19 protein-coding genes are annotated in these 20,516 nt (G+C 61.1%); 10 read left to right on the top strand and 9 right to left on the bottom strand.

Annotated elements, in window-relative coordinates; genetic code table 11:
• Positions 1-60: 60 nt before the first annotated feature.
• The gene (locus ACQZ6J_RS21695) at positions 61-1,026 is read left to right on the top strand and encodes a formylglycine-generating enzyme family protein (RefSeq protein ID WP_449085573.1); all 966 of its coding nucleotides are present in this window, start codon (positions 61-63) and stop codon (positions 1,024-1,026) included.
• A gap of 71 nt (positions 1,027-1,097) precedes the next feature.
• Entirely contained in the window at positions 1,098-2,051 is a 954-nt protein-coding gene (locus ACQZ6J_RS21690; RefSeq protein WP_449085650.1) for an HAD family hydrolase, read from the top strand.
• Positions 2,052-2,200: 149 nt separating this feature from the next.
• Here ACQZ6J_RS21690 and ACQZ6J_RS21685 read toward each other — a convergent pair whose 3' ends face one another.
• From ACQZ6J_RS21685 to ACQZ6J_RS21665, 5 genes are all read right to left on the bottom strand, one after another.
• Positions 2,201-3,154 carry a SphA family protein gene (locus ACQZ6J_RS21685; RefSeq protein ID WP_449085649.1) on the bottom strand — a complete coding sequence of 318 codons (954 nt, stop codon included), beginning with the start codon at positions 3,152-3,154 and terminating at the stop codon, positions 2,201-2,203.
• 129 nt (positions 3,155-3,283) lie between these two features.
• Complete coding sequence (locus ACQZ6J_RS21680) at positions 3,284-4,996, bottom strand: tetratricopeptide repeat protein (RefSeq protein WP_449085572.1); 1,713 nt, start codon at positions 4,994-4,996, stop codon at positions 3,284-3,286.
• 275 nt (positions 4,997-5,271) lie between these two features.
• On the bottom strand, positions 5,272-5,889 hold the full coding sequence (locus ACQZ6J_RS21675; RefSeq protein WP_449085571.1) for a L,D-transpeptidase: 618 nt from the start codon (positions 5,887-5,889) through the stop codon (positions 5,272-5,274).
• A gap of 100 nt (positions 5,890-5,989) precedes the next feature.
• A complete protein-coding gene (locus ACQZ6J_RS21670) occupies positions 5,990-8,995 on the bottom strand; it encodes an autotransporter family protein (RefSeq protein ID WP_449085570.1) in 3,006 nt (1,001 codons plus the stop codon).
• 139 nt (positions 8,996-9,134) lie between these two features.
• Positions 9,135-9,434, bottom strand: a complete 300-nt coding sequence (locus tag ACQZ6J_RS21665; protein ID WP_449085569.1) for a hypothetical protein — start codon at positions 9,432-9,434, stop codon at positions 9,135-9,137.
• 193 nt (positions 9,435-9,627) lie between these two features.
• On the opposite strand from ACQZ6J_RS21665, the gene ACQZ6J_RS21660 reads away from it, so the two are divergent.
• The 6 genes from ACQZ6J_RS21660 (at position 9,628) to ACQZ6J_RS21635 (ending at position 14,949) form a co-directional block, all read left to right on the top strand.
• Entirely contained in the window at positions 9,628-10,422 is a 795-nt protein-coding gene (locus ACQZ6J_RS21660; RefSeq protein WP_449085568.1) for a hypothetical protein, read from the top strand.
• Positions 10,423-10,430: 8 nt separating this feature from the next.
• Positions 10,431-12,365: a mechanosensitive ion channel family protein gene (locus tag ACQZ6J_RS21655; RefSeq protein ID WP_449085567.1), complete on the top strand. Its 1,935-nt coding sequence runs from the start codon at positions 10,431-10,433 to the stop codon at positions 12,363-12,365.
• The gene (locus ACQZ6J_RS21650; RefSeq protein ID WP_449085566.1) at positions 12,352-13,491 is read left to right on the top strand and encodes a hypothetical protein; all 1,140 of its coding nucleotides are present in this window, start codon (positions 12,352-12,354) and stop codon (positions 13,489-13,491) included. Before ACQZ6J_RS21655 ends, ACQZ6J_RS21650 begins: the two co-directional genes overlap by 14 nt.
• A 14-nt stretch (positions 13,492-13,505) precedes the next feature.
• Positions 13,506-13,703, top strand: coding sequence for a hypothetical protein (locus ACQZ6J_RS21645; protein ID WP_163989583.1), 198 nt, complete (start codon positions 13,506-13,508; stop codon positions 13,701-13,703).
• 88 nt (positions 13,704-13,791) lie between these two features.
• Complete coding sequence (locus ACQZ6J_RS21640; protein WP_449085565.1) at positions 13,792-14,052, top strand: DUF982 domain-containing protein; 261 nt, start codon at positions 13,792-13,794, stop codon at positions 14,050-14,052.
• A 129-nt stretch (positions 14,053-14,181) separates the two neighbouring features.
• A complete protein-coding gene (locus tag ACQZ6J_RS21635; RefSeq protein ID WP_163989587.1) occupies positions 14,182-14,949 on the top strand; it encodes a DUF2092 domain-containing protein in 768 nt (255 codons plus the stop codon).
• Between the two features lie 17 nt (positions 14,950-14,966).
• Here the strand turns inward: ACQZ6J_RS21635 and ACQZ6J_RS21630 are convergent, their stop codons facing one another.
• On the bottom strand, positions 14,967-15,146 hold the full coding sequence (locus ACQZ6J_RS21630; protein WP_163989589.1) for a hypothetical protein: 180 nt from the start codon (positions 15,144-15,146) through the stop codon (positions 14,967-14,969).
• A 642-nt stretch (positions 15,147-15,788) separates the two neighbouring features.
• Between ACQZ6J_RS21630 and ACQZ6J_RS21625 the strand changes: the two genes are divergently transcribed.
• Together ACQZ6J_RS21625 and ACQZ6J_RS21620 are read left to right on the top strand one after the other, a co-directional pair.
• Positions 15,789-16,211, top strand: a complete 423-nt coding sequence (locus tag ACQZ6J_RS21625; protein WP_449085564.1) for a cysteine rich repeat-containing protein — start codon at positions 15,789-15,791, stop codon at positions 16,209-16,211.
• A 5-nt stretch (positions 16,212-16,216) separates the two neighbouring features.
• Positions 16,217-16,795, top strand: a complete 579-nt coding sequence (locus ACQZ6J_RS21620; RefSeq protein WP_432444395.1) for an OmpA family protein — start codon at positions 16,217-16,219, stop codon at positions 16,793-16,795.
• A gap of 143 nt (positions 16,796-16,938) precedes the next feature.
• Here the strand turns inward: ACQZ6J_RS21620 and ACQZ6J_RS21615 are convergent, their stop codons facing one another.
• From ACQZ6J_RS21615 to ACQZ6J_RS21605, 3 genes are all read right to left on the bottom strand, one after another.
• Complete coding sequence (locus ACQZ6J_RS21615; protein ID WP_163989594.1) at positions 16,939-17,655, bottom strand: GntR family transcriptional regulator; 717 nt, start codon at positions 17,653-17,655, stop codon at positions 16,939-16,941.
• Between the two features lie 127 nt (positions 17,656-17,782).
• A complete protein-coding gene (locus tag ACQZ6J_RS21610) occupies positions 17,783-18,979 on the bottom strand; it encodes an amidohydrolase family protein (RefSeq protein WP_449085563.1) in 1,197 nt (398 codons plus the stop codon).
• Positions 18,980-19,016: 37 nt separating this feature from the next.
• Entirely contained in the window at positions 19,017-20,381 is a 1,365-nt protein-coding gene (locus ACQZ6J_RS21605) for an amidohydrolase family protein (protein WP_449085562.1), read from the bottom strand.
• Positions 20,382-20,516: the final 135 nt, after the last annotated feature.

Below are 20,516 nucleotides of genomic sequence, written 5' to 3'. Positions count from 1 at the left end.
ACGTACTTATCAGCCGTGCCATGACACGCAAACATGGCCTCTCACGAACCGGAGGCAAGAATGGCACTGGCTTTCGAGGGCACGGCGTCAGAAGAAGCGGGACCGGCCGGCATGGTCTGGATACCCAGCCAGACTTTCATGATGGGTTCCGATCACCACTATCCGGAGGAGGCTCCGGCTCATCCGGTCAAGGTCGACGGCTTCTGGATCGACGAAGCTCCCGTCACCAATCGCCGCTTCATGGAGTTCGTGAAGGCGACGGAATACGTGACGGTTGCGGAAAAGGCGCCCGATCCGAAAGACTATCCGGGTGCAATCCCCAAAATGCTCAGAGCCGGATCCCTTGTCTTCTTCCAGCCGAAATCCGTCGATGGGCCGGATATTCAACAATGGTGGACCTTCAAGTTCGGCGCCAACTGGCGCCGGCCACTTGGAGGCTTAAGCGACTTGCGCGGCAAGCTGGATCATCCGGTGGTTCATGTCGCCTGGCATGACGCCAAGGCCTATGCCGATTGGGCGGGTCTGGACCTGCCGACAGAGGCGGAATGGGAACTTGCGGCCCGTGGCGGCCTCGAGGACACGGAATTTGCCTGGGGTGACCAATTGCAACCGGACGGCCGGCCGATGGCCAACACCTGGCAAGGCACCTTTCCGACCCACACGACAAAGCCCAAGGGCCAGGAACGCACGACCCCCGTCCGGTCGTTCCCCCCCAACGGATATGGCCTCTACGACATGATCGGCAACGTCTGGGAATGGACATCCGATTACTGGAGTTCGCGCCATCCGGAGCCTGCGGAGCATTCATGCTGCATTCCTGCCAATCCCCGAGGCGGCAGAGCTGACGCCAGCTACGACCCGCGCCAACCGGACATCCGAATTCCGCGCCGTGTCCTGAAAGGCGGCTCGCATCTCTGCGCACCGAACTACTGCCGCCGGTACAGACCGGCGGCGCGGCATGCCGAACCGGAAGACACCTCCACGAGCCATGTTGGCTTCCGATGCATCAAGCGGATTTCCGCATGAGGAGAGCGACGATGAGAACAGCTTATGACAGGGCGGAGGCAACGCTTGCTTCCTTGATCGCAGCGCTTGTGATGATCCTGGTCGGCATACTCCCGGCCTTGGCCCAGGAACCTTTGCCGTCGTGGAACGACACTGCCGCCAAATCACGCATCATGGACTTCGTGAAGGCGACGGTCACCGAAGGAGGCGAAGGCTATGTGGCGCCGGAAGACCGCATCGCCGTCTTCGACAATGACGGAACGCTCTGGACGGAACAGCCATATTATCCCCAGCTCGGCTTTATGCTGGACCGTGTCAAGACGCTCGCTCCGCAACACCCGGAATGGAAGACCAAGGAACCGTTCAAGAGCATTTTGAACGGCGATCTCAAGGGATTGGCCAAGGGCGGCGAGATGGGCATCATGGAACTGGGAACGGCAACCCATGCCGGCATGACAACCGATCAGTTCAGCAAGATCGTCACGGACTGGTTTGCAACGGCAACCCATCCGAAGACAGGCAAGCTCTACACCGACATGACCTATCTGCCGATGCGCGAGCTCCTGGATTACCTTCGCGCCAACGGCTTCAAGACCTACATCGTCTCCGGCGGCGGCGTCGAATTCATGCGGCCGGTCAGCGAGCGTCTGTACGGCATTCCTCCCGAACAGGTCGTCGGCAGCACGATTGCCACGGAATATGCCATCGTCGGCGACGTGCCTGTGCTGAAGCGCCTGCCGAAGATAGATTTCGTCGACGACGGCCGAGGCAAACCGGTGGGCATCAACAAGTTCATTGGCCGCAAGCCGATCTTCGTGGCAGGCAACTCCGATGGCGACTACGAGATGATGCGATGGGTGACGGCCGCCAAAGGACCGGGCTTTGCGATGCTGGTCCACCATACCGACGCAGACCGGGAATATGCCTACGACCGCCAATCGGCTTTTGGCAAGCTCGACAAGGCGCTGAACGAGGCCGAACGCCGGAACTGGCTGGTCGTTGACATGAAGACCGACTGGAAGAAGATCTTCGCCTTCGAACAATGACGATAAAGCCGCTCCGTCATGAGCCTGACGGAGCGGCAGCCATATTCGTGGGGCTTTGCTCATGGCGCCGGATTCAAACGCGGACGGCGGCTTCGCCGGGCCTCTCTCAAGCCGACAGCGATCATGGAAACTTGCGAGGCGGATATCGCTTATTGCGCGGAGACCGGCTTTGTAATCGACAACGGCATTGAAAGGGTGAGCAAGACAGCATCGCCGCTTGCTCGGTTCTTCGTGTCGAATTCATGGAAATATTTCAGGCGCGTGGATAGCGGAAGCTCGCCAACCTTGAAGGTCCAGCCCACCGTCGCGCCAATTGCGAGCGACCGTCCCTTAAAGTCGCCGAGCGTGGCACCTTGCCCGCTGTCGCCCGTGACCTGTTGATAATAATATCCAACCAGGCCGGCATCGAACTGCTCGTTGAAATGCTGAACGGCCGCCCATTCGAAATGGAACTCGTTACCGGTTCTGTAGTCGGTCGCCGGATTTTCGGCATTGAACGTCATGCCGACCGTTCCCGAGAGATCCAGGCCGATCGAGGGATCAAGCCACGTCAGCGATGTCGAGACGTCCGCGCCCCAGTGATGGAAGGCCACGTTGGATATTTCCCCGTCCTGATAGTCGCCGATCGGCACGTTGACCATGACGCCGGTCTGCCAGTGGAAATTGCCCGATTCCCAGCCAAGCAAAGCGCTGACCACGGGATCGCCAACAGTGAATACCGTATCCGTCACGCTACCGTCCGCCGCGTGGCCTCGCGGACCTTTCAAGGTCAGATCCGCAGACGTCTTCATCCAGCCGACCGGCACCGTCGCGGAAAGGCCGAACCGGCCGCCGGCAACATCCTCCGGAAGGATCCACAGAACTGTCGGCAGTTCGAAGACGGCATTCCCATCGACGCCGACCGCAACCCGGCCCCCGGTCGGCAAGGATTTGCCGCCACCCAAGCTACCGGAATAGATATAAACGTCGTTCTCGAAATAGACGCCCGGCGGAGGCGTGAAGCCTGCACCGGGGCCTTTGGAGCCAAGCAGATAGAAGCCTGTTCCATTTTCTGCGGCATGAACGCCCACACCCGACAGCAGCAAGGAAGCACCCGCAGCCATCAGGCAGACCAAATAATACGACTTCATGCAGCCCCCTTGAACACAATCCCAAGTAGAATCACTATTCTAACGAAGGATCTCGTGCGGGGAGTTCATGCGCAAGTACGCAACGGTAAACCGGGCTGTAATTTACGGCTGCTGGGCGCTGATGACGGTCGGGAAATTTGCACCTGCCTTCGAAAGGCCGGCCTCGAGGTCGGCCACGATCTCCGGCCGCATACGAGCCGTCGCCATCCGGTCGCGAAACAGGTCTTCGAAGTTGTGGTCGGATCCCTTCACGTCGTTGAGGAGGGCATTCGCATCCGTGGCTCCGAGCTGCCCCGATGCAGCCGCTCTCACGGCACGAACGATGAAGTCCGTACAGTTGACGCGATCTGACAGAAGCGATGCTTCGGACCAATTGCCGTTTCGGTAGGCGTCGAGCGCCAGCACCACCATGGCATCGCGCGGCGGCGTGTCGCTCTCGTTGCTTGCGGTCTGCGCCAGATCCACGCCCGCTTTCCAATATCCGGCGGAAAATAGCACGAGGCCCAAAGAAGCGGCGGCATCCGGATTGTTCGGATTGAGAGCCATTGCCCGATTGCCCGCCTCGATCGCCGCATCTGTCCTTCCATCCAGAAAATGCGCGATCATCAGCGCCGTCTGTGCCCGGTCGGAAAGCGGCGCAAGCAGCACGGCGCGTTTCGCCAATTCCAGCGACCGCGCGCGCGTGGCTGCATCGATGGCGCTGTCGCGCGGAGCAAGCAGAATGCGCGAAAGCAGGGCGTTGGCATCGGGATCGTCAGGCGCGCGCGCGAGCGTGCGCTCGAGACAGAGGGACGCGGCGGCAATGCCGCGGCTGCCGCCTTCGTCCAACGCATATTCGGCGCGCAGCACACATGCATTTCCAAGCGCTCCCTTCGGACTGCTCTGCACTTCGAATGTGTTGACGACGCCGTGGGTGGCGGCGATGCGCCTTGCCAGTATTCCGGTTATTTCCTCGCGGACGGCCGCCGGGCTCCTGCCGCTGATCTCGACGGTTTCGACGCCCGATTTCAACAGCTCGCCGGACATGCGGTCCACGATCTGCCACCACACACTATGATCGTCGCTCGTGCCGTAATACTTCATCTCAACGTCATATCTCGAGAAGACCCCAAGGCTCCGGCTCGATTCCAGGGACGGCTTCGCGACGACGACGGTCTGAAATTGCGTGAGGGCGGTGAGCAGCATATCCGTTGTCTGCGCGGCCTCGTCGTTCAGATCGGCGGATACGGCCGTCATGGCGAGCGTGACGCTGGGTTTGCTCGTGGTGTTCGGCAGGAGATAAAGAGTGCCGGCTGTCACCAGCAACAAGGCAACGGACACCGCCGCCCCTGCAACCAGAAGCCATTTCCATCTCGGACGCGATGGCCGTCTGACGTCGGCGACGCGGACGGAATCGCGCAAAGGTGCCGGCAAGCCGCCGTTTACAGGCAAGTCCTCGACGCCGCCTCGGTCGGGCGTCTTCAGGAACAGGGTGAGATAGCTCCCCTTCGGTATGTAGACCGACACGCCCAAATCCGCGCCGAAGACGCCGTAGTAGCTTTCGAGGCTGGTTCTCAGGCGGCTGATCTCTATGCGAACGATCGGATCGTTTGCAGCATCGAAACCGCTTGGCCTGCCGAGGACATCAAGGGCTATCGAATATGCCTTCACACCACTTTCGCAACCGGCGAGCCGACGTTCCGCAAGATATCGCAGGATATCGCGCTGCCGGTCGGATACCCGGAAGCGGTCGTCCGACAGCAGACGCTCAAGCTCCAGTCTCGCCTTCTCAAGAGAGACCTCTCCCGACCTGATCTCAGATGTTTCGACAGCCATTTCGCAGCTCCCCCGCATGCGCAAATCGACTAATGTATAATATTATTAATTACCCCCACATATCATGGGGTGCGCAGCAAGTCACAGACAAAAATTTGGAGTTGTATCGAAAGCGCTAAATAAAACTAATACGTGATCAATTTCGATGCGACCATGGTATCGATCCGAGACGTTTTCCGCACGGGCCGTCTTCCAGCTTCCCCTCTTTTGCCCGGCGAGGAAAAGCGGCAAAGCTTCAATGCGCGCCAATGTGACACTTGCGGCCGACAAATGCGTTACAGAACGAAGACAACGGTGCCCTTTGACACATGGGCGTAAAGCTCCATCACGTCTTCGTTCACCATTCTGATGCAGCCGGAAGAGACTTCATTGCCGATCGTCCAGGGTTCCGAGGTGCCGTGAATGCGGTAAAGGGTGTCGACCCCGTTCTTGTAAAGATAGAGCGCGCGCGCACCCAGGGGGTTGCCCGGCCCCGGCTCAATCCGATGCGGCAGTTCCGGAGCATCGCTGCGCATGTCGTCCGTCGGATACCAGGCCGGCCATTTCGCCATCCTTCCAATGGTTGCAACCCCCGACCAGGCATGGCCCGCCGCGCCGACGGCAATCCCATAGCGGCGCGCCTTTCCGTCACCCAGTATGAAATAGAGCTGCCTTGCGGAGGTATCGACGACAATGGTTCCCGGCGCGTAACCCACTGGGGCCGTCACGGTCGCCGGGCGGAACCGCGAGGCAAACTTGCTTCTGTCGATCGGCCTGACATTGTATGGTTCATCGGCATAGGGCCGAATTTCCGCGGACTTCGGCGCGCCATCGACATCTTGATGCCCGCAGGAGACAAGAAGGCCGAGCGCGCCGGCACATAAGAGGGGAGCGAGGCGACGGACAAACGTCAAGCTGCATACCCCGCGCCTGTCGTCGCCCTATGAATCCTGTCGCAAAGCCGTCGCCGATCGATAGGACATGGTTCTCGCCAGCCCGGTTTTCTCGAACGCCTCACCATTTGACGCGAAATCCGGCCGTGCCGTTGAGGGAGTAGCTGTCGCCAAACGACTTGAGGCTGGTATTGGCGGAAAGCTCCGCATACACGGAATACTTGTCGTCATTCCAATTATAGCTGCCGCCCACGCCCAAGCCACCCCATAGCCGTTCGTTGCCGGTCTCGAAACCGACCCCGGAGACCTCGACCACGGACGGATCCAGGAACTCGTAGTAGAGATTGGCGATGCCATAGAGGTGGCTGCGTCGCGTCTTGCCGGCCTCGTCCTTCCAATTTGCATCCTTGTCGGCGGAGACGCCAAGCCGGCCGAGAAGGCTGTCGTTGCCGCCCGACGATATTCTGGCGCCGAACGTGTCCGTGAAACTGTCGAAGCGGACGTTTGAATAGGCGAGCTGAATCTGGGGAGTGACCGTCCAGTCGTCATGCAGCTCGATCTTCTTGCCGGTCTCCACAGACAGCGCATAGCCAAAGCCGCCGTTGTTGTCCTGGAGATCGCGATGAGCGGCGTCGGAGAAAAGATCGCTTTCGAACCAGCTCAGGGATGCCTGACCGTCGACATAGAAGCCGGTGCTATCGAGCCATGTCAGCGTACCGCCGAATCCGTAGCCGTCCGTTCGAAGACTGCCGTCGCCAAACACCGACGAAACGTCGGTGACGGCCCGGCCGTAGTGAAACGACACCCCGCCGACAAGTTTCGCCCCGTCCTTGGCGTCGTACAGCAATCCGTCGAGGCCGGCCTGCAGCCGCCATATGTCCATGTCGTAGTCCATGGAGGCGGTCGCCGTGCGAGGCTCGTAGTGGCCATGAAGCCCGTCAATTCTGGTCCAGATGGCGTTGCTTTCGATTGTCGCCTTCCCGTCTCCGTAATAGCTCGCCTGCTCGGGGGCGACCGTGCATCGGAAGTTCTGCGTCGGATCCTTGCAGAACACCTGCTCTGGAACGGCGGGCTCCGTCCAATAGCGATTTCCGACGCGCTGCTGCATCGTCGGCAGGGACTGCAGAGCCATCAGAACCTGCGGATAGACCTGGTAGACAGGGTCGCCGGGCTGGTAGAGCGGCTCGGGCGAACCAGGTGTCGAGGATGGCGCATCGGAGCGAAGATACCAGTTGTTGTCGGTCGCATTCGCGCCGACCCCTCCGTAATGAAGCGTATATGCGTAGGCGCCGCCGACGACCGCCGGCTCACCCTGCTCCGTCACATAGTCGCTCGCCAGCGTGAAGGCGGTCGGCACCGAGGTTGCCCCGTTGACAGTGTCGACGACGAGGATGCCGTCACCGGTGGTCAGGGCGCCGGGACCCGTCGTGTTTTTCACGGCAAGCGTCGAGTTGCCGGTGATCGTACCCCCGTCCACGATCAGCCTGTCCGAGGGAGATCCGTCGGCGCCCAGATAGGTGTTCAGACCGATCTCGCCGCCTTGGCCGACGTAATTGGCGACGGTCAGCGTCTTGTAGCTCGCCAGCACCGTCGGATCGCCGACCGGAGGCGTGTATTGGATAAGGCTCGGATCATTGATCAGGTTCGTCAGGTTGGAGCTTCCGGTCATCGTCCACAACGTATCGACGAGCGTCACGTTCGAGACGCTTCCCGGCTCGGTGAAGGCGGCGCCGGTCAGCGTCGAGTTGCGCGCCGTTACGTTGGCGGTAGTCGACCCGGCAGCAACGACCGCAACGGGAGACAGCGAGGTGCGAACGAGCGTGCCGTCGTCGGCGACCTGATCGATCCCGAAGCTGACCGTCGGAAGTGCCCGAAACGCGCTTGCACTCTTGACGTCGAGCCAGTCGATCCCCTTGACGGTAACGCCATCGAGGCTGACAACTCCCGTGCCGCCGCCGACACCGATCGCCGTGCCGTTGCTGGCAATGGAGCCGCCACTGAAGCTGGCGGTCTGTTCCGTTCCGCTGCCCGTCAGGAACAGGCCAGTGGAGCCGGCGCCACTCACCGCGATGTCCGTGTCGCTGCCGGAAACGGTCGCTCCGGAGTGGACGACAACCCCGTCGGAGCCGCTTCCGACCGTCGTTATGGTCGAATCTTCCGTCACCAGACTGCTCTCGGGTCCATAGACGAAGGCTCCCGCGGAGGTGTCCCCTGTTGTCGATACATCCGTACGACCGATGAGCGCGTGCCCCCGATAGATGAACAATCCCTCGCTCTCGGTGCCCGAGGTACTGATGCTCGATCGCCCGGGCCCTTCGGCCGATATTGTGAGCCGTGTCATGTCGGGGTCTGCATATAGAAACGCGCCGGCGCTAAGATCGCCTGAGGTCGTGATCTGCGTGACGCCCCTGAGATCGCTACGTCCGGTATTGATGGTGTAGAGGCCATCCGACTGATTGTTCGAGTGCGTATCGATCGTCAGCAGAGAACCGGCATCGGATGTCAGAATACCGCCGAGCCCCGTATTGACGTTCTGCGACACGAGAATGCCCCTGTCGTAGCCCGTCGTCCCGCCATCCGCGACATGGACCGAAAGCTGGCTGCCTGCGTCCAGATGCAGCGATGCGCCGCCGCTCATGCTGATGCCCTGGAATATCCCCGGCTGCTGGTATGCGTCGATATTGACGATGGAGTTGGGCCTCAGGACAACATCGTTGGTCAGGGCCGGCGTCGCCGCGGCCGATGCCCCGAGCATCATTCCAAGATAGGCGCGGATGTTGGTCGTCGATCCCTGCTCGAAGACCAGATGGGTCTGGGCTCCGGCGCCGAGATGAATGCCATAGGAAAGATTGCCGTTTGTCGAGATATTGGTCGTAACACCGGATCCGAAGGTCAATGACGTTCCGGTAATGCTCCCTGAGCCATCGGTCGTCGTCCAAATGCCGTGCCCGTTGGTGCCGGACGAGTTGATGTTGATCGGCCCGGCCACCGGCCCGTTGGACAGGGTCACGGTCGAGTTGCGCTGAATCCTGAGTGCGGTGTTGTTCGTGCCGGTGACGGTGTCGCCGCTCGACAGCACGAACGAGGAATTGGGGGGCACGACAAGATTGGTATAGTTGTCGGCCATGGCTGGAGAAGCGCATGCAACAAGCAAAGTACCGGTCCAGGCCAGCAGATTTGGCGGAAGCGAAGACCGTTGAAATGCCTGAGAGCCCGCGTCGTGGACCATCTCTATTTCTCCCAACTTTTGAGGTGGAAAACACGGTTCATTCCGCAAAGCTTGACCCGCTTTGCAGAATGAATTGGATGACATCGGCTTCGATATCGCGGCAGACGGCCTCGTACTCTTCGACGAGGGGGCCGCCGCTGCCGCCTCCGTCTTTCTGAAATCGTTCAAGCGCGAGACTCGCCTCCTCGTATGCCTCGAAGAGGTCGTCCAGCCGCCGGCTTCTGACCGCGAGAATCTGAAGCCGGCCCCGCAAGGCGGGCAGCTTCAACATCAGACGCCAAAGTCCGCGCTGTGCCGCCTTGCTTGTCCTGCTCGCTTCGCCGCCTCGCCTATCCATCTAACGACGACCTTCCCCCATCGAGGTGATCGACCGAGTATGGGATGTTTTAGATGAAACGTAAGTACGTTACCGTAAATGGCCCGACATCTCGGCGGCGCACGGATCGTTTACGGGACTGTTTACTGTTGCGTACTCGCATGCGCGTGGCGAACGTGGCTTCATGACGGCAATTTGCCCGGAGGCCGCAAGAATGCAAATGAAAGCCTGGCTGATCGCAACTATCCTTTGTGCGGGAACGGCTGCCGCTCAGGAGCATTCTGACGTCAACGAGGCCAATAACCCTCTGACGCCCAAGATTACGATCAATCTGCAGGACTATTACGTTCCGAGCTTCATCGACACGCCCGGCCATCCGAAGGCAAACCAGTTCCTGCTGCGCGGCTTGATCCCCTCCGACCTCGGAGGCGCGCCGCAACTGTTCCGATTCACCTTGCCCATAGCCACATCGCCCGACGTGCCGACCGGCTATGTGACGGGTCTCGGCGACCTCACGCTGATGGATCTCTTCATTCTACCGAAGAAGGGCGACATTACCTTCGGCGCGGGGCCGCTGGTGGTGCTGCCGACCGCGACCGATACGTCGCTTGGAAGTGGAAAATGGCAGGTTGGCGCAGCGGGCGTGGCCGTCGTTCCCCAGCAATGGGGGCTGCTGGGCGGACTGCTCACCTACCAGACCTCGTTCGCCGGCAAGGAAGACCGTGAAGACGTCAACCTCCTGACGGTGCAGCCTATCGTCAACTTCAATCTCAAGGACGGCTGGTACGTCCGGTCGTCGGCGACCTGGAATTTCAATCTGGAAAACGGCAGCAGCTACATCCCTGCGGGCCTCGGCCTGGGCAAGGTGGTCCCCCTGGAGAACGGCATTACGATGAACGCCTTTGTCGAACCGCAATATACCGTCTGGCACGACGGGCCCGGCGCACCGCGATGGCAGATCTTCGCAGGCCTGAACTTCCAGTTCCCGATCAGAAAGCCATCGCAATGAGCTGGATCATGGCACGTATATTCCTGGCCGCCGGCATCCAGACGGAAGCGACAGCAGGGCCCGGTCGGCAACAGAAGATCGACGAGTTCGTCAAGCTTCTCGAGGACCCGGACATTCGCACATGGCTGACGGCACGGTCACAAGCCGCCGGCGCGCCCACCGCTCCCGCAGGGCTCGCGTCCGGCGGCCTGGCGAATTGGGAAGCAACCACCCGGGCCCACATCCACGAGATTGTCTCTGCAATTCCATCGATTCCATCGGAGCTTCTTTCGGCCTCGCTGCGCGTGCGCCAGGACGCGATCAGCCATGGATTCGCACCCGTCTTCCTGATCTTTGCCGGCCTGGTGGCGCTGGGCCTGGCCGCCGAATGGATATATCGGCGCATCCGATCCTCCACGGGAAGCCTGATGGCGCAGCTTGCCCCCATCTGCGTGTTTGCCCTGGGCATCGCAGTGGTCTTCTTCGCGGTCGAATGGCCACCTCTCGCCCGTATCGTCCTCCTTGCCTATCTCGCAGGCTTCATCGTCTTTCGCGCCGGCTCCGTGCTGGTCGGCTTTGCCGTTTCTCACCGCTCGCTGCGCCTGAGATGCCGCATCCTTCTTGCCGTCGTCATCATCGCCATCGCCAGTGCCGCTTTGGCGCAGCCGCTCGAATTGCCGTCGGCCGTCGCCGATGCGATTGCGGTCGGCTTTTCGATCGTGATTCTCGCGCTCGCGATCGAGGCCATCTGGTCGTCGTCGCCGCAGCGCACGAAAAATTCGAAGGCGGCCTTGACGCTCCTGCTGGTCATTGTCTGGTGCTTCTGGGCCTTCGGTCTCAAATCGCTGTTCTGGCTGGGGCTTTATGCGGTCGGACTTCCCGGGCTTCTGTCCGGGATCGGACGCGCCGCCGAACGTTTCGCCGGGAACGACACCTCCGGTATCAGGCGGGTACTCGTGGTTCGAGGCGCTCGCGCCATCGTCATCGCCGCCGCGGCCGGCTGGCTCGCCATCGTCTGGCGACTGAACCCCGAGGGGCTCGGCCACAGCAATCCGGTCGTGACGGCCATTTTCTACGGGCTCCTGAAAAGCGTCGTCATCCTCCTGCTTGCCGATCTGGCTTGGCAACTTGCGCGGAACTGGATCGATCGCACGCTGGCTGCGTCTTTGGACACATCGAGCCTCCCGCCGGCCGACGCCGCTCGCCAGGCGCGATTCCGCACCCTGTTGCCGATCCTGCGAAACGCGCTTGCCGTCATCGTGGCGGTCATGGCGGGCCTGATCGTGCTTTCCGAATTCGGCGTACAGATCGGCCCCCTGATCGCCGGCGCCGGAATATTCGGCGTCGCCCTGGGGTTCGGTTCGCAAACGCTGGTCAAGGATATCATCAGCGGCGTCTTCTATATGTTCGACGACGCATTCCGCGTGGGCGAGTATATTCAGGCCAAGAACTACAAGGGAACCGTCGAGGGCTTCAGCTTGCGCTCCGTGCGGCTGCGCCACCATCGCGGCCCCGTCTTCACCGTGCCGTTCGGCGAGCTCGGCGCGGTGCAAAACATGAGCCGCGACTGGGTGATCGACAAGTTTCGCATTACCGTCGGGTTCGACACGGATGTGGAAAAGGCGCGCAAGCTCACGAAACAGATCGGCGCGGAGCTCACGCAGGATCCCGAACTTGGTCCGCTGTTTCTTCAACCATTGAAACTGAAGGGCGTGGAAGAGTTTGGCGATTACGGCATCGTGCTAAGCTTCGGGATGATGACGGTGCCGGGAATGCAGACCTACATCCGCCGCAAGGCGTATCTGAAGATTCGCGAAGCTTTCAAGGCAAATGGCATCGATTTCGCCCAACCGACCGTCAACGTCGGCGGTGACGAAAAGGCCAGCGGTGCCGCGCCGGCCTCCGCACTTGTTCGACGGAACAAGCTGGCCGCGTCCACGGAGGCCGCAAGTGACGGTGGATGACGAGGAAAGCAGAATCCGGATCATGCATGGCGGCCCCTTCTATGAACTGATGTCATGGCTGGGGCTGCGCAAACGGGGATGGCGTGCCTTGTGCCTTGCCCTGCTGGCTTGGGTCGTCCCCGTCCTGATGCTGCTATCGACCGGCGGCGCCTACCTTGCAGGCCTGTTTCTTCAGGATTGGGGCGCCTGGGCGAAGTTCCTCATCGCTCCGGTACTGCTGGCCCTCTCCGAAAAGCCGATCGCTTTCGCGATCGACGAATGCACGTCGCTTGTTTTTCGCGTGCCGCTGCTTGCTTCCGTGTCGCGCACCGAGGGCCGCAAGGCACTCGAGCGCGCCCGGGAACGGACTGTCGCGACCATACCCGAAGCGATATGCCTGCTGCTGGCATTCGCCGCCTCCGGCGCGAATGCCGCCAGCTTCCTTGGCGGCAACGCTCCCTCGTGGGCTTCCTCTGCGGCCTCACAGACGCTTGCCGGCGTTTGGTGCCTGGCCGTCAGCAATACGATCTACTGGTTTCTCCTTTCGAGGCTGATCTGGAAGCACCTCGTCTGGGCAGCGTTTCTTTCAGACATCTCCGACTGCCGCCTGCGGCTTGTCGTAACCCATCCGGACGATCATGCGGGATTGGGCTTCCTGGGCTTCTATCCGGCAGGCTACGGCCTCTTCACGCTGGCGGTCAGCTGCGTGGCGGCGGCAGCCATTGGCCATGTCATGGAGCGCCAGCCACTGACCCCGACGCTCTTTACAATCATATGCGCCGCGTGGCTGGTCGTCGTGACGCTCTATTACGTCTTGCCGCTTCTCAAGCCTGGGGCCAAGATCGTCGAGTTGAAGAAGAAAACCATTCTGCTCGCAATGGCCAAGGCGACCGACTACGAGAGGTGGAACGAGCGGACGACACTCGGCAGCAACATGTGCGACGATCTGCAGGAGGAGCAATTCGCCGAGCTTCACGATATAAAGCCGATCTGGACTGCTGCGCTGAGGACATCGGGTCTGCTGATCAACCGGAAAAACATGGTAGTGTTGCTTGTTCCTGCACTCTTGCCGCTGCTTGCCGCGGGGGCTGCCTTCCTGCCGTACTCACAGCTCGGGCCGGTGGTGAAGCGCCTGCTGCTTCTTTAGAAAAGGATTGTCCCATGTGGTTCCCCATCGTCGTACGTATCCCATTTGCCATTGCGGGCATCATTTCGGGCTGGTTCTTTGCCGAGGGCTCGCTCCGGTACAACGTGGTCCAACTGGCAATTTCGCTTCTGATGCTGGCTGCATCCATCGCATGCGTCATTTACGCGCCGGGATTTCTAAGACGCCTGGGCGTCAGAAAGGACAAATCCTGAGGCCTGCCCTGCCCAGCTCAACGTCGGTGCAACTTTCCGCCGCTTTCTCCCGTACGATTCTGGATCGTAGTGCATAGAGGAAGCCAAAATGTACGACATGAAATGGCAAGCGCCCATTGTCATCGTCCTGCCTTTCCCGGACGGGGCCCAGAGAATCGGCAGCGTAAGAGAGGCAGCCGATTCTCTGATGGACAGATGGCCAGAACCGGACTGCAGTTTCGAGCGTGACGAAGCGCTTCGCATCTGCCTGGAGGTCTTCGAGGGCGGCGCAAGCCCGCAGGAGGCGCGAGAGGCATTCCTGGCAGCGGCAAGGGCTGCCGGATATGTGACCACCGTTCAACCGATGTAACACGACGTTCGGACTGCGCAGTCCGCGGGCGTTTACGGGCACATTTACCGTTGCGTACTTCCTCAGGATGACCATGCGCGCCTAGCCTTACCTTGTCCCGGTCTATGCGGGAGAAAGGAAGGCAAAGCGATGCCGCATCTCAGATGGTCGCGCCTCATGCTTGCGACGGTGACGCTTCTCATTGCCGCCGGGGGCGTGCTCGCCCAGGAGAGGCATTCCAAGGAGCCCCGCATCGAGCCGGAATCCATTCAAGCGCTCAAGACGATGGGCGAACATCTGCAATCGCTGCAGACTTTCAGCCTGAAGGCAACGACGACCTCTGAAGTCGTCCTCGACACCGATCAGAAGCTGGAAATCGGCGGCACCGCGACTTACGAGGTAAGGCGGCCCGACCATCTGCGCATCGATCTCACCACCGATGTCGTCCATGGTGAACTGGTCTATGACGGCAAGACACTTGTCTATGCCTCGCCCGACCAGCATGTCTACGCTCAGGTCCCGGCCCCAGCCACCATCAAAGCGACCCTGGAAGAGGCGGCGCAGAAATATCATCTGGCTTTCCCACTGGCGGATCTCTTCTCCTGGGGAACGTCTGACGCGCCGATCAACCTGATCCACGAGGGTTTCTTCGTCGGCCATGCCTATATCAACGGCAAGGAAACCAATCACTGGGCCTACCGGGGCCCTGATCAGGACGCCGAAATCTGGATCGCTGCGGAAGGCAGCCCGCTTCCCCTGAAGATTTCACTGGTCGATCGGGAAGACCTCACCCGGCCGCGGATCACCTCTATCCTGGAATGGACGGAAAACGCCACGATCCCCGACGATACCTTCGTCTACACGCCGGCGGAAGGCGCACAGAAAATCAAGTTCCTGGGCGAGGGAGACAAGAAATGAAGAAGCCCGGCACGTTCCTATGCGCACTTCTCGTCACCGCCTTGGTTGCCCCGCATGTCGCCGAGGCGAGAGGCGGCTTCGGCGGCCGGGTGCCGCGCATGAATTTTGGTGGCGGCGGCTTCCACGGAGGCGTTCATCCCGGCGGCGGCAACTTTCGCGGCTTCAATGCGCCAACACATTTCCAACCCCGTTTTCATCCGGGCGGCAATCCCCACCCGGCCCATGGACCGCGACCGGCGCCGCACCCGGCTCCTCATCCGGCCCCACACCCCGCGCCGCATCCGAACCCGTCCGGGCTTCACCCTCATCCGCCGACGCCGACACCCCATCCAAACCCGCATCCCGGTCCACATCCCTATCCGGGGCCACATCCATATCCGGGACCGGGGCCATTCCCTGGCCCGCATCCTGTGCCTTACGCACCACTTCCTCCGCCACCCGGTCCCTATTGGCCCGGATATTGGGGTCCCGGGCCGGCTGCCGTCTGGGGAGCAGCAACGGCTGTCGCGGTTGGATCCGTTATTGCCACGCTCCCGCCCGCATGCTCCGCGGTCGTCGTGAATGGCGTGTCCTATCAGGACTGCGGCGGGAATTGGTTCGAACCGCAATATAACGGTCATGCCGTCGTTTATGTCGCGGTCAAGGATCCCGGATAGGAACGCCCAACGCGGTGACGGCGCACATCACCGCGGCATCGCAGCAGTTCGGCACAACGACGGACGTGACAGGTAAGCATTTACATCGATACCCATGGCAAACAGCCGGAATGTCGACAGCTATACGACGAGCCTGTCCGGAAGGCGCCAGATCACTGCCCCTCGGAAGCAAAGGAGATGAGGATGAGGAAGACCGGCAGATTATTTTGTGGATTCTTATTGGCGGGGATGGTCTCCGCAGGCATCGCGAGAGCCGAGACAATCAGCTATGCGGATGCGGTCACGACACTGGCGAAGGATTGTGGCGCCGACATCAAGAAACTCTGCAAGGGGGTCAACCTCGGCAGCGGCCGCGTTGCCGATTGCCTGAAGCAGAATGCAGCGAAGGTCTCACCGACCTGCACCGCATCTCTTTCCAATGTCACGACCTCGATCCAGCAACGCGAGGATGCGCAGACGGCCTATGAAAAGGTTTGCGCCCATGACATGGCTCAGCATTGCCGAGGCATCAAGGGAGACGGCTACATACTTGCCTGCCTGATAAAGACACAGCGTCTGGTCGGCAACAAATGCAACCAGGCAATCACCGATGCGGGATGGAGATGAGACCCATGAACGTCAAAGCAAGCATCATGACCGCCTTGGCATTCGCGCTGGTCATTCCAGCCTATGCGACGGCGCAGCAAGTGTCGGAACAGCGCATCGTCTCCGGCCTCGGTAAACTTACAGGCGCAGCGCCGATCGTCGATGTCGAACTTCTGCGCCAGGAGGCTATGAGCGCCTCCGGAAAGGACATGGCCGGGCTTCCCAATTGGAGCAAGGTCGCCCACCTCCCGCAAATGGTCGTGGAAGTCGATTTCCAGAACGACTCCGTTGCGATCGAACCGGAATCCTATCGCACATTGGGGTTGATCGCCGACGCCCTCCACCACCCGAACCTCTGGGACTACAAATTCCTGGTCGTCGGTCACACCAGTTCGACGGGAAGCGATCAGCACAACCTCGATCTCAGCCAGCAGCGCGCGGACGCAATCAAGGAAATCCTCGCGACCACCTTCGCCGTTTCACCGGATCGCCTCTTTGCGGTCGGCGTCGGCAAGTATTTCCCCATCGCCGGCACAAAGTCGGAGGCGGCTGACAATCGCCGCGTTCAGCTCTTCAACCTCGGTCTCCTGACGCGAAAGCCTTGAGAATCGAAAACAATTCCTGATTCCACTCAATCACGACATGCTCCCCGGCACGCCTGCCGTCGCCAGGGAGCATGTCCATCCGCCGCTTGGGTCTCGCGGTCTCTATTTGGAAGCTTCAGCGCGACAGGGACCGCAGATACGCTCTACAGCCCTTCCTCCCTGGCATATGCCGCCAGCAGGTCGCGAAAATCCTTCTCGGGCGTTGCTTTCAACAATGCGCGGGTGGTGATGGCTTCGATATGATCGATCATCAGGGCGCGCGCCTTGTCGCGGTCTGCCTGCGCGAGGGCGACGATCAGTTCCCGGTGCTCGGAAACGGCACAGTCCGGGGAATGCGGGCGGCCGTAGAGCGACAGGATGAGCGATGACCGGGACACGAGCTCCGTCACGTAGCGCGACAGCACGTCGTTTTCGGTAAGCGTCGCGAGCAGCACATGGAATTCGCCGGAAAGCTGGATCGAGGCGGACGCGTTGTTGACCTTTGCATTGTCCTCCGCATCGACATGGGCTTCAAGCTGGCGGATCTGCTGCGACGTCAGCTTGCCGGCCAGCGTATCCACCACCAGCGCCTCGAGCACCCGGCGCACGGCCAGGATGCTGCGGCCATCTTCGAGGCTCGGCTGAGCGACGCAGGCGCCCTTGTGCGGACGCAGCTCGATTAGGCCTTCGCCGTTGAGCCGGGCGAGCGCCTGCCGGACGATCGTCCTGCTCACGCCGAGCCGATCGCCGATCGAATCCTCAGGAAGCTTCGCTCCCGCCGCCAGAACCTGATCGAGGATCGCGCGCTTCAGGATGCGGTAGACAGCATCGGATTTGGAGACGGCAGATTTCTGATTCTTATCGCTGGAATTGGGTGCCATGATCGTCCTGACCTAATATCCAAGAATGCAACAAAGGGAAGCTTCGCACGTCGGGGAGGCAAGACGTTCGCCCGATGCGAGCCGGCCGCCCTGGCCGGCTCGCTCGTTGCGTCGCCTGTCGGTGCGGCTAGCCGATATGCGGTAGCGCCTCGCTTGGCACGCCGTCGCGCACCACGATCCGGCCGCGGCGAATGACCGTTCGGCGCTGCGGCGTCAGCGCGACCGCCTCGGCGAGAGTTCGGGCCGGCACGAGCACCACGTCGCCGTGGCAGCCGCTCGACAAGCCGTAGTCGGCAAGAGCGATGCCCTCGGCGCCGCCGAAGGTGCAGATCCGCGCCGTTTCCGCGAGATCGGCATCGTTGGTCATGCCGTTGCGCTGCGCCAGGTACTTTGCCCGTTCCAGCATGTCGCCATTGCCCCAGGGCTCCCAAGTGCCCTGGATGCCGTCGGAACCGGATGCGAGAACAATGCCCGCCTGGCGCATTGCCCGCAGCGGCAATGCAGGCCCGGAGGGGCTGCCGACCGTCATGACCGCGATGCTTTCGGCGGCGAGAGCATCGACAAGCGCGCGCTGCCTCGGCGCGTCCAGCATGCCGAGGCAATAGGCGTGGCTCACCATCACCTTGCCCTGCATGGACAGGGCCCGGGTTCGTTCGACGATTAGTTCGAGACAGAAGGCGCCAAGCTCGCCCGGCTCGTGCAGGTGGATATCAATCGGCTTTCCATAGCGCTCGGCAAGCCCGAAGATCGCGTCAAGATGATGGACGGGATTGCGATCTATGCTTGCCGGGTCGATGCCACCGACGATGTCGGCGCCCGCCTTCAGCGCTGCTTCCATCAGCTCGAGCGTCCCCTCGCGCACGAGCATGCCGCTCTGCGGAAAGGCGACGATCTGAACATCAACCAGATCGCGAAGGGCCTCTCGCGTCTCGATGACACCCTCGATATTGGAAATGCCGATTTCCGTGTCGACATCGACGTGACTACGGATATGCAGCACGCCGAGGGCAAGCGTCTGCAGGATCTGCCGTGCCGACTGCCGGCGGGCGTCGATGTCGAGCTCCCGCTTCGCCTGCCTGTCGGCCAGGATACGGTCGTTGCGCGTCGGCCCGACATGGTTCTCGAACCAGTCCATGCCGATCAGAGTCTTGTCGAGGTGGGTATGCGCCTCGACCAATCCCGGCAGGGCGACATGGCCGCTGCCATCGATCTCGACTGCCGCGCTTTCGCCATGGCCATCGGCAAAACGACCGTTCAGAATGTAGAGATCCGTCGCCTCGCCGCCGAACGGCCTGACGTTGCGGATGAGAATATCGTTCATCACCTGGTACTCCTGTCCATTGTCGAAATTGACATGCGGTTCATGCCAGCCCCGCCCGTTCCATCATCAGGTGGAAGGCGCGCTCGGCGCGGTCGAGGATCGCGTCTTCATCATGATCCACGAGCCGGCGCGCGCGCATTAGGACCCGGCCGCCGACAATGGTCGTGTCGACGTCCGCGCCATTGGCGAAGCGCGCGAGCCGCTGGACGGGATGAGCCGGCGGCCAGAGATGCGGCTGCCGCATGTTGACGAGAATGATATCAGCACGTTTGCCCGGCTCGAGCGAGCCGATTTCCTGCTCCATCGAGAGCGCCCGCGCTCCATCGATGGTCGCCATTTCCAGAAGCTGCATCGGTGGCAGAATGCTATCGTCCCGGAAATGCCGCGCGTGATAGCGATGTGCCTGAAACATGTTGCGGAACATGTCGAAAGACCGGTCGGGAGCGGCGGCATCCGTGCCAAGCGAGACCGTCACGCCGCCCTCCATCAACTCCGTCGCGGGGCAGCGGCCGGATACCGACATCAGGGCGCTCGGATTATGAGCGACCTTGGCGCCGGTGCGCTTCAACACGGCGATATCCTCATCGGTCAGTTCGATGCAATGCGCCAGCAGCGACCGGCGGTCGAACAGATCGAGCCGCGCGGCATTGGCGGCGATGGATCCCTCGCGATGGCCATCCTGAACAAGCAGCACGCCTTTTTTACGCGCAAGGTCGCGTATCTGCTGGGACAGATTGTATACGATATCACTTTTCAATTCTTGAACATCAAAGACGGGAAGCGAGAGCGCGACCGTCAGGCGATCGTTCACAGCCGTCCACGCATCGACAAGCCCGGCGCACACATCCAATTGCGTGCGAGGATCCACGACAATATCTGTATACGATTTTTGCGTGTAGTTGCGATAAGTGTGCGGCACGGTCGGTCGGTTCGGTCCGACGGCAAGCACCTCGCGCACCCCCATTTCAGCAACAGCGGCGAGATGGGCTTGCGCCGCGTCCGGCGCTTCGGTGCGCATGATGTCCGGTCCGCCCCCGAACAGCAGCGCGGCGGTCGTCGTGCCGCATTTTATGCGCTCGAGCGCCGACAAGGCGGCCTCGGCCGCCCAGAATTCGGTATCCGTGGCAGTGGCATAGATATGGCCGGTGGTATCCATCCATTCGGTGGAATCGCTGCCTAACCCCTTGGTCAGCATATGTCCGGCGTGCGCGTGCGTATCGACGAATCCGGGCATGACCGCCATGCCGGCGGCATCGATGCGCTCGATCGCCGCGTCGATTTCCGGCGGCTGATCGAAGACGGCGGCAATGCGGCCATCCTCAATCAAGACGTGTCCGTTCTCAAGAATGCGGCGATCCGCATCCAGGGTGATGACCACGCCGTTCGTGATCAACAGTGATTTCATCATCTCATTCCTCCCTTGAGCGATCGGCGCTCCATTCGTCAAACCGGTAAAAGCGAGTCTTTGCGCCTTGCTATTGTATACAATATATGCATACTGATTAAGGGAGTAAATCGTATCCATTGAATTATTCGCAAT

Source organism: Rhizobium sp. A37_96 (assembly GCF_053521765.1).
This window is presented reverse-complemented; position numbering and strand designations above follow the sequence as displayed.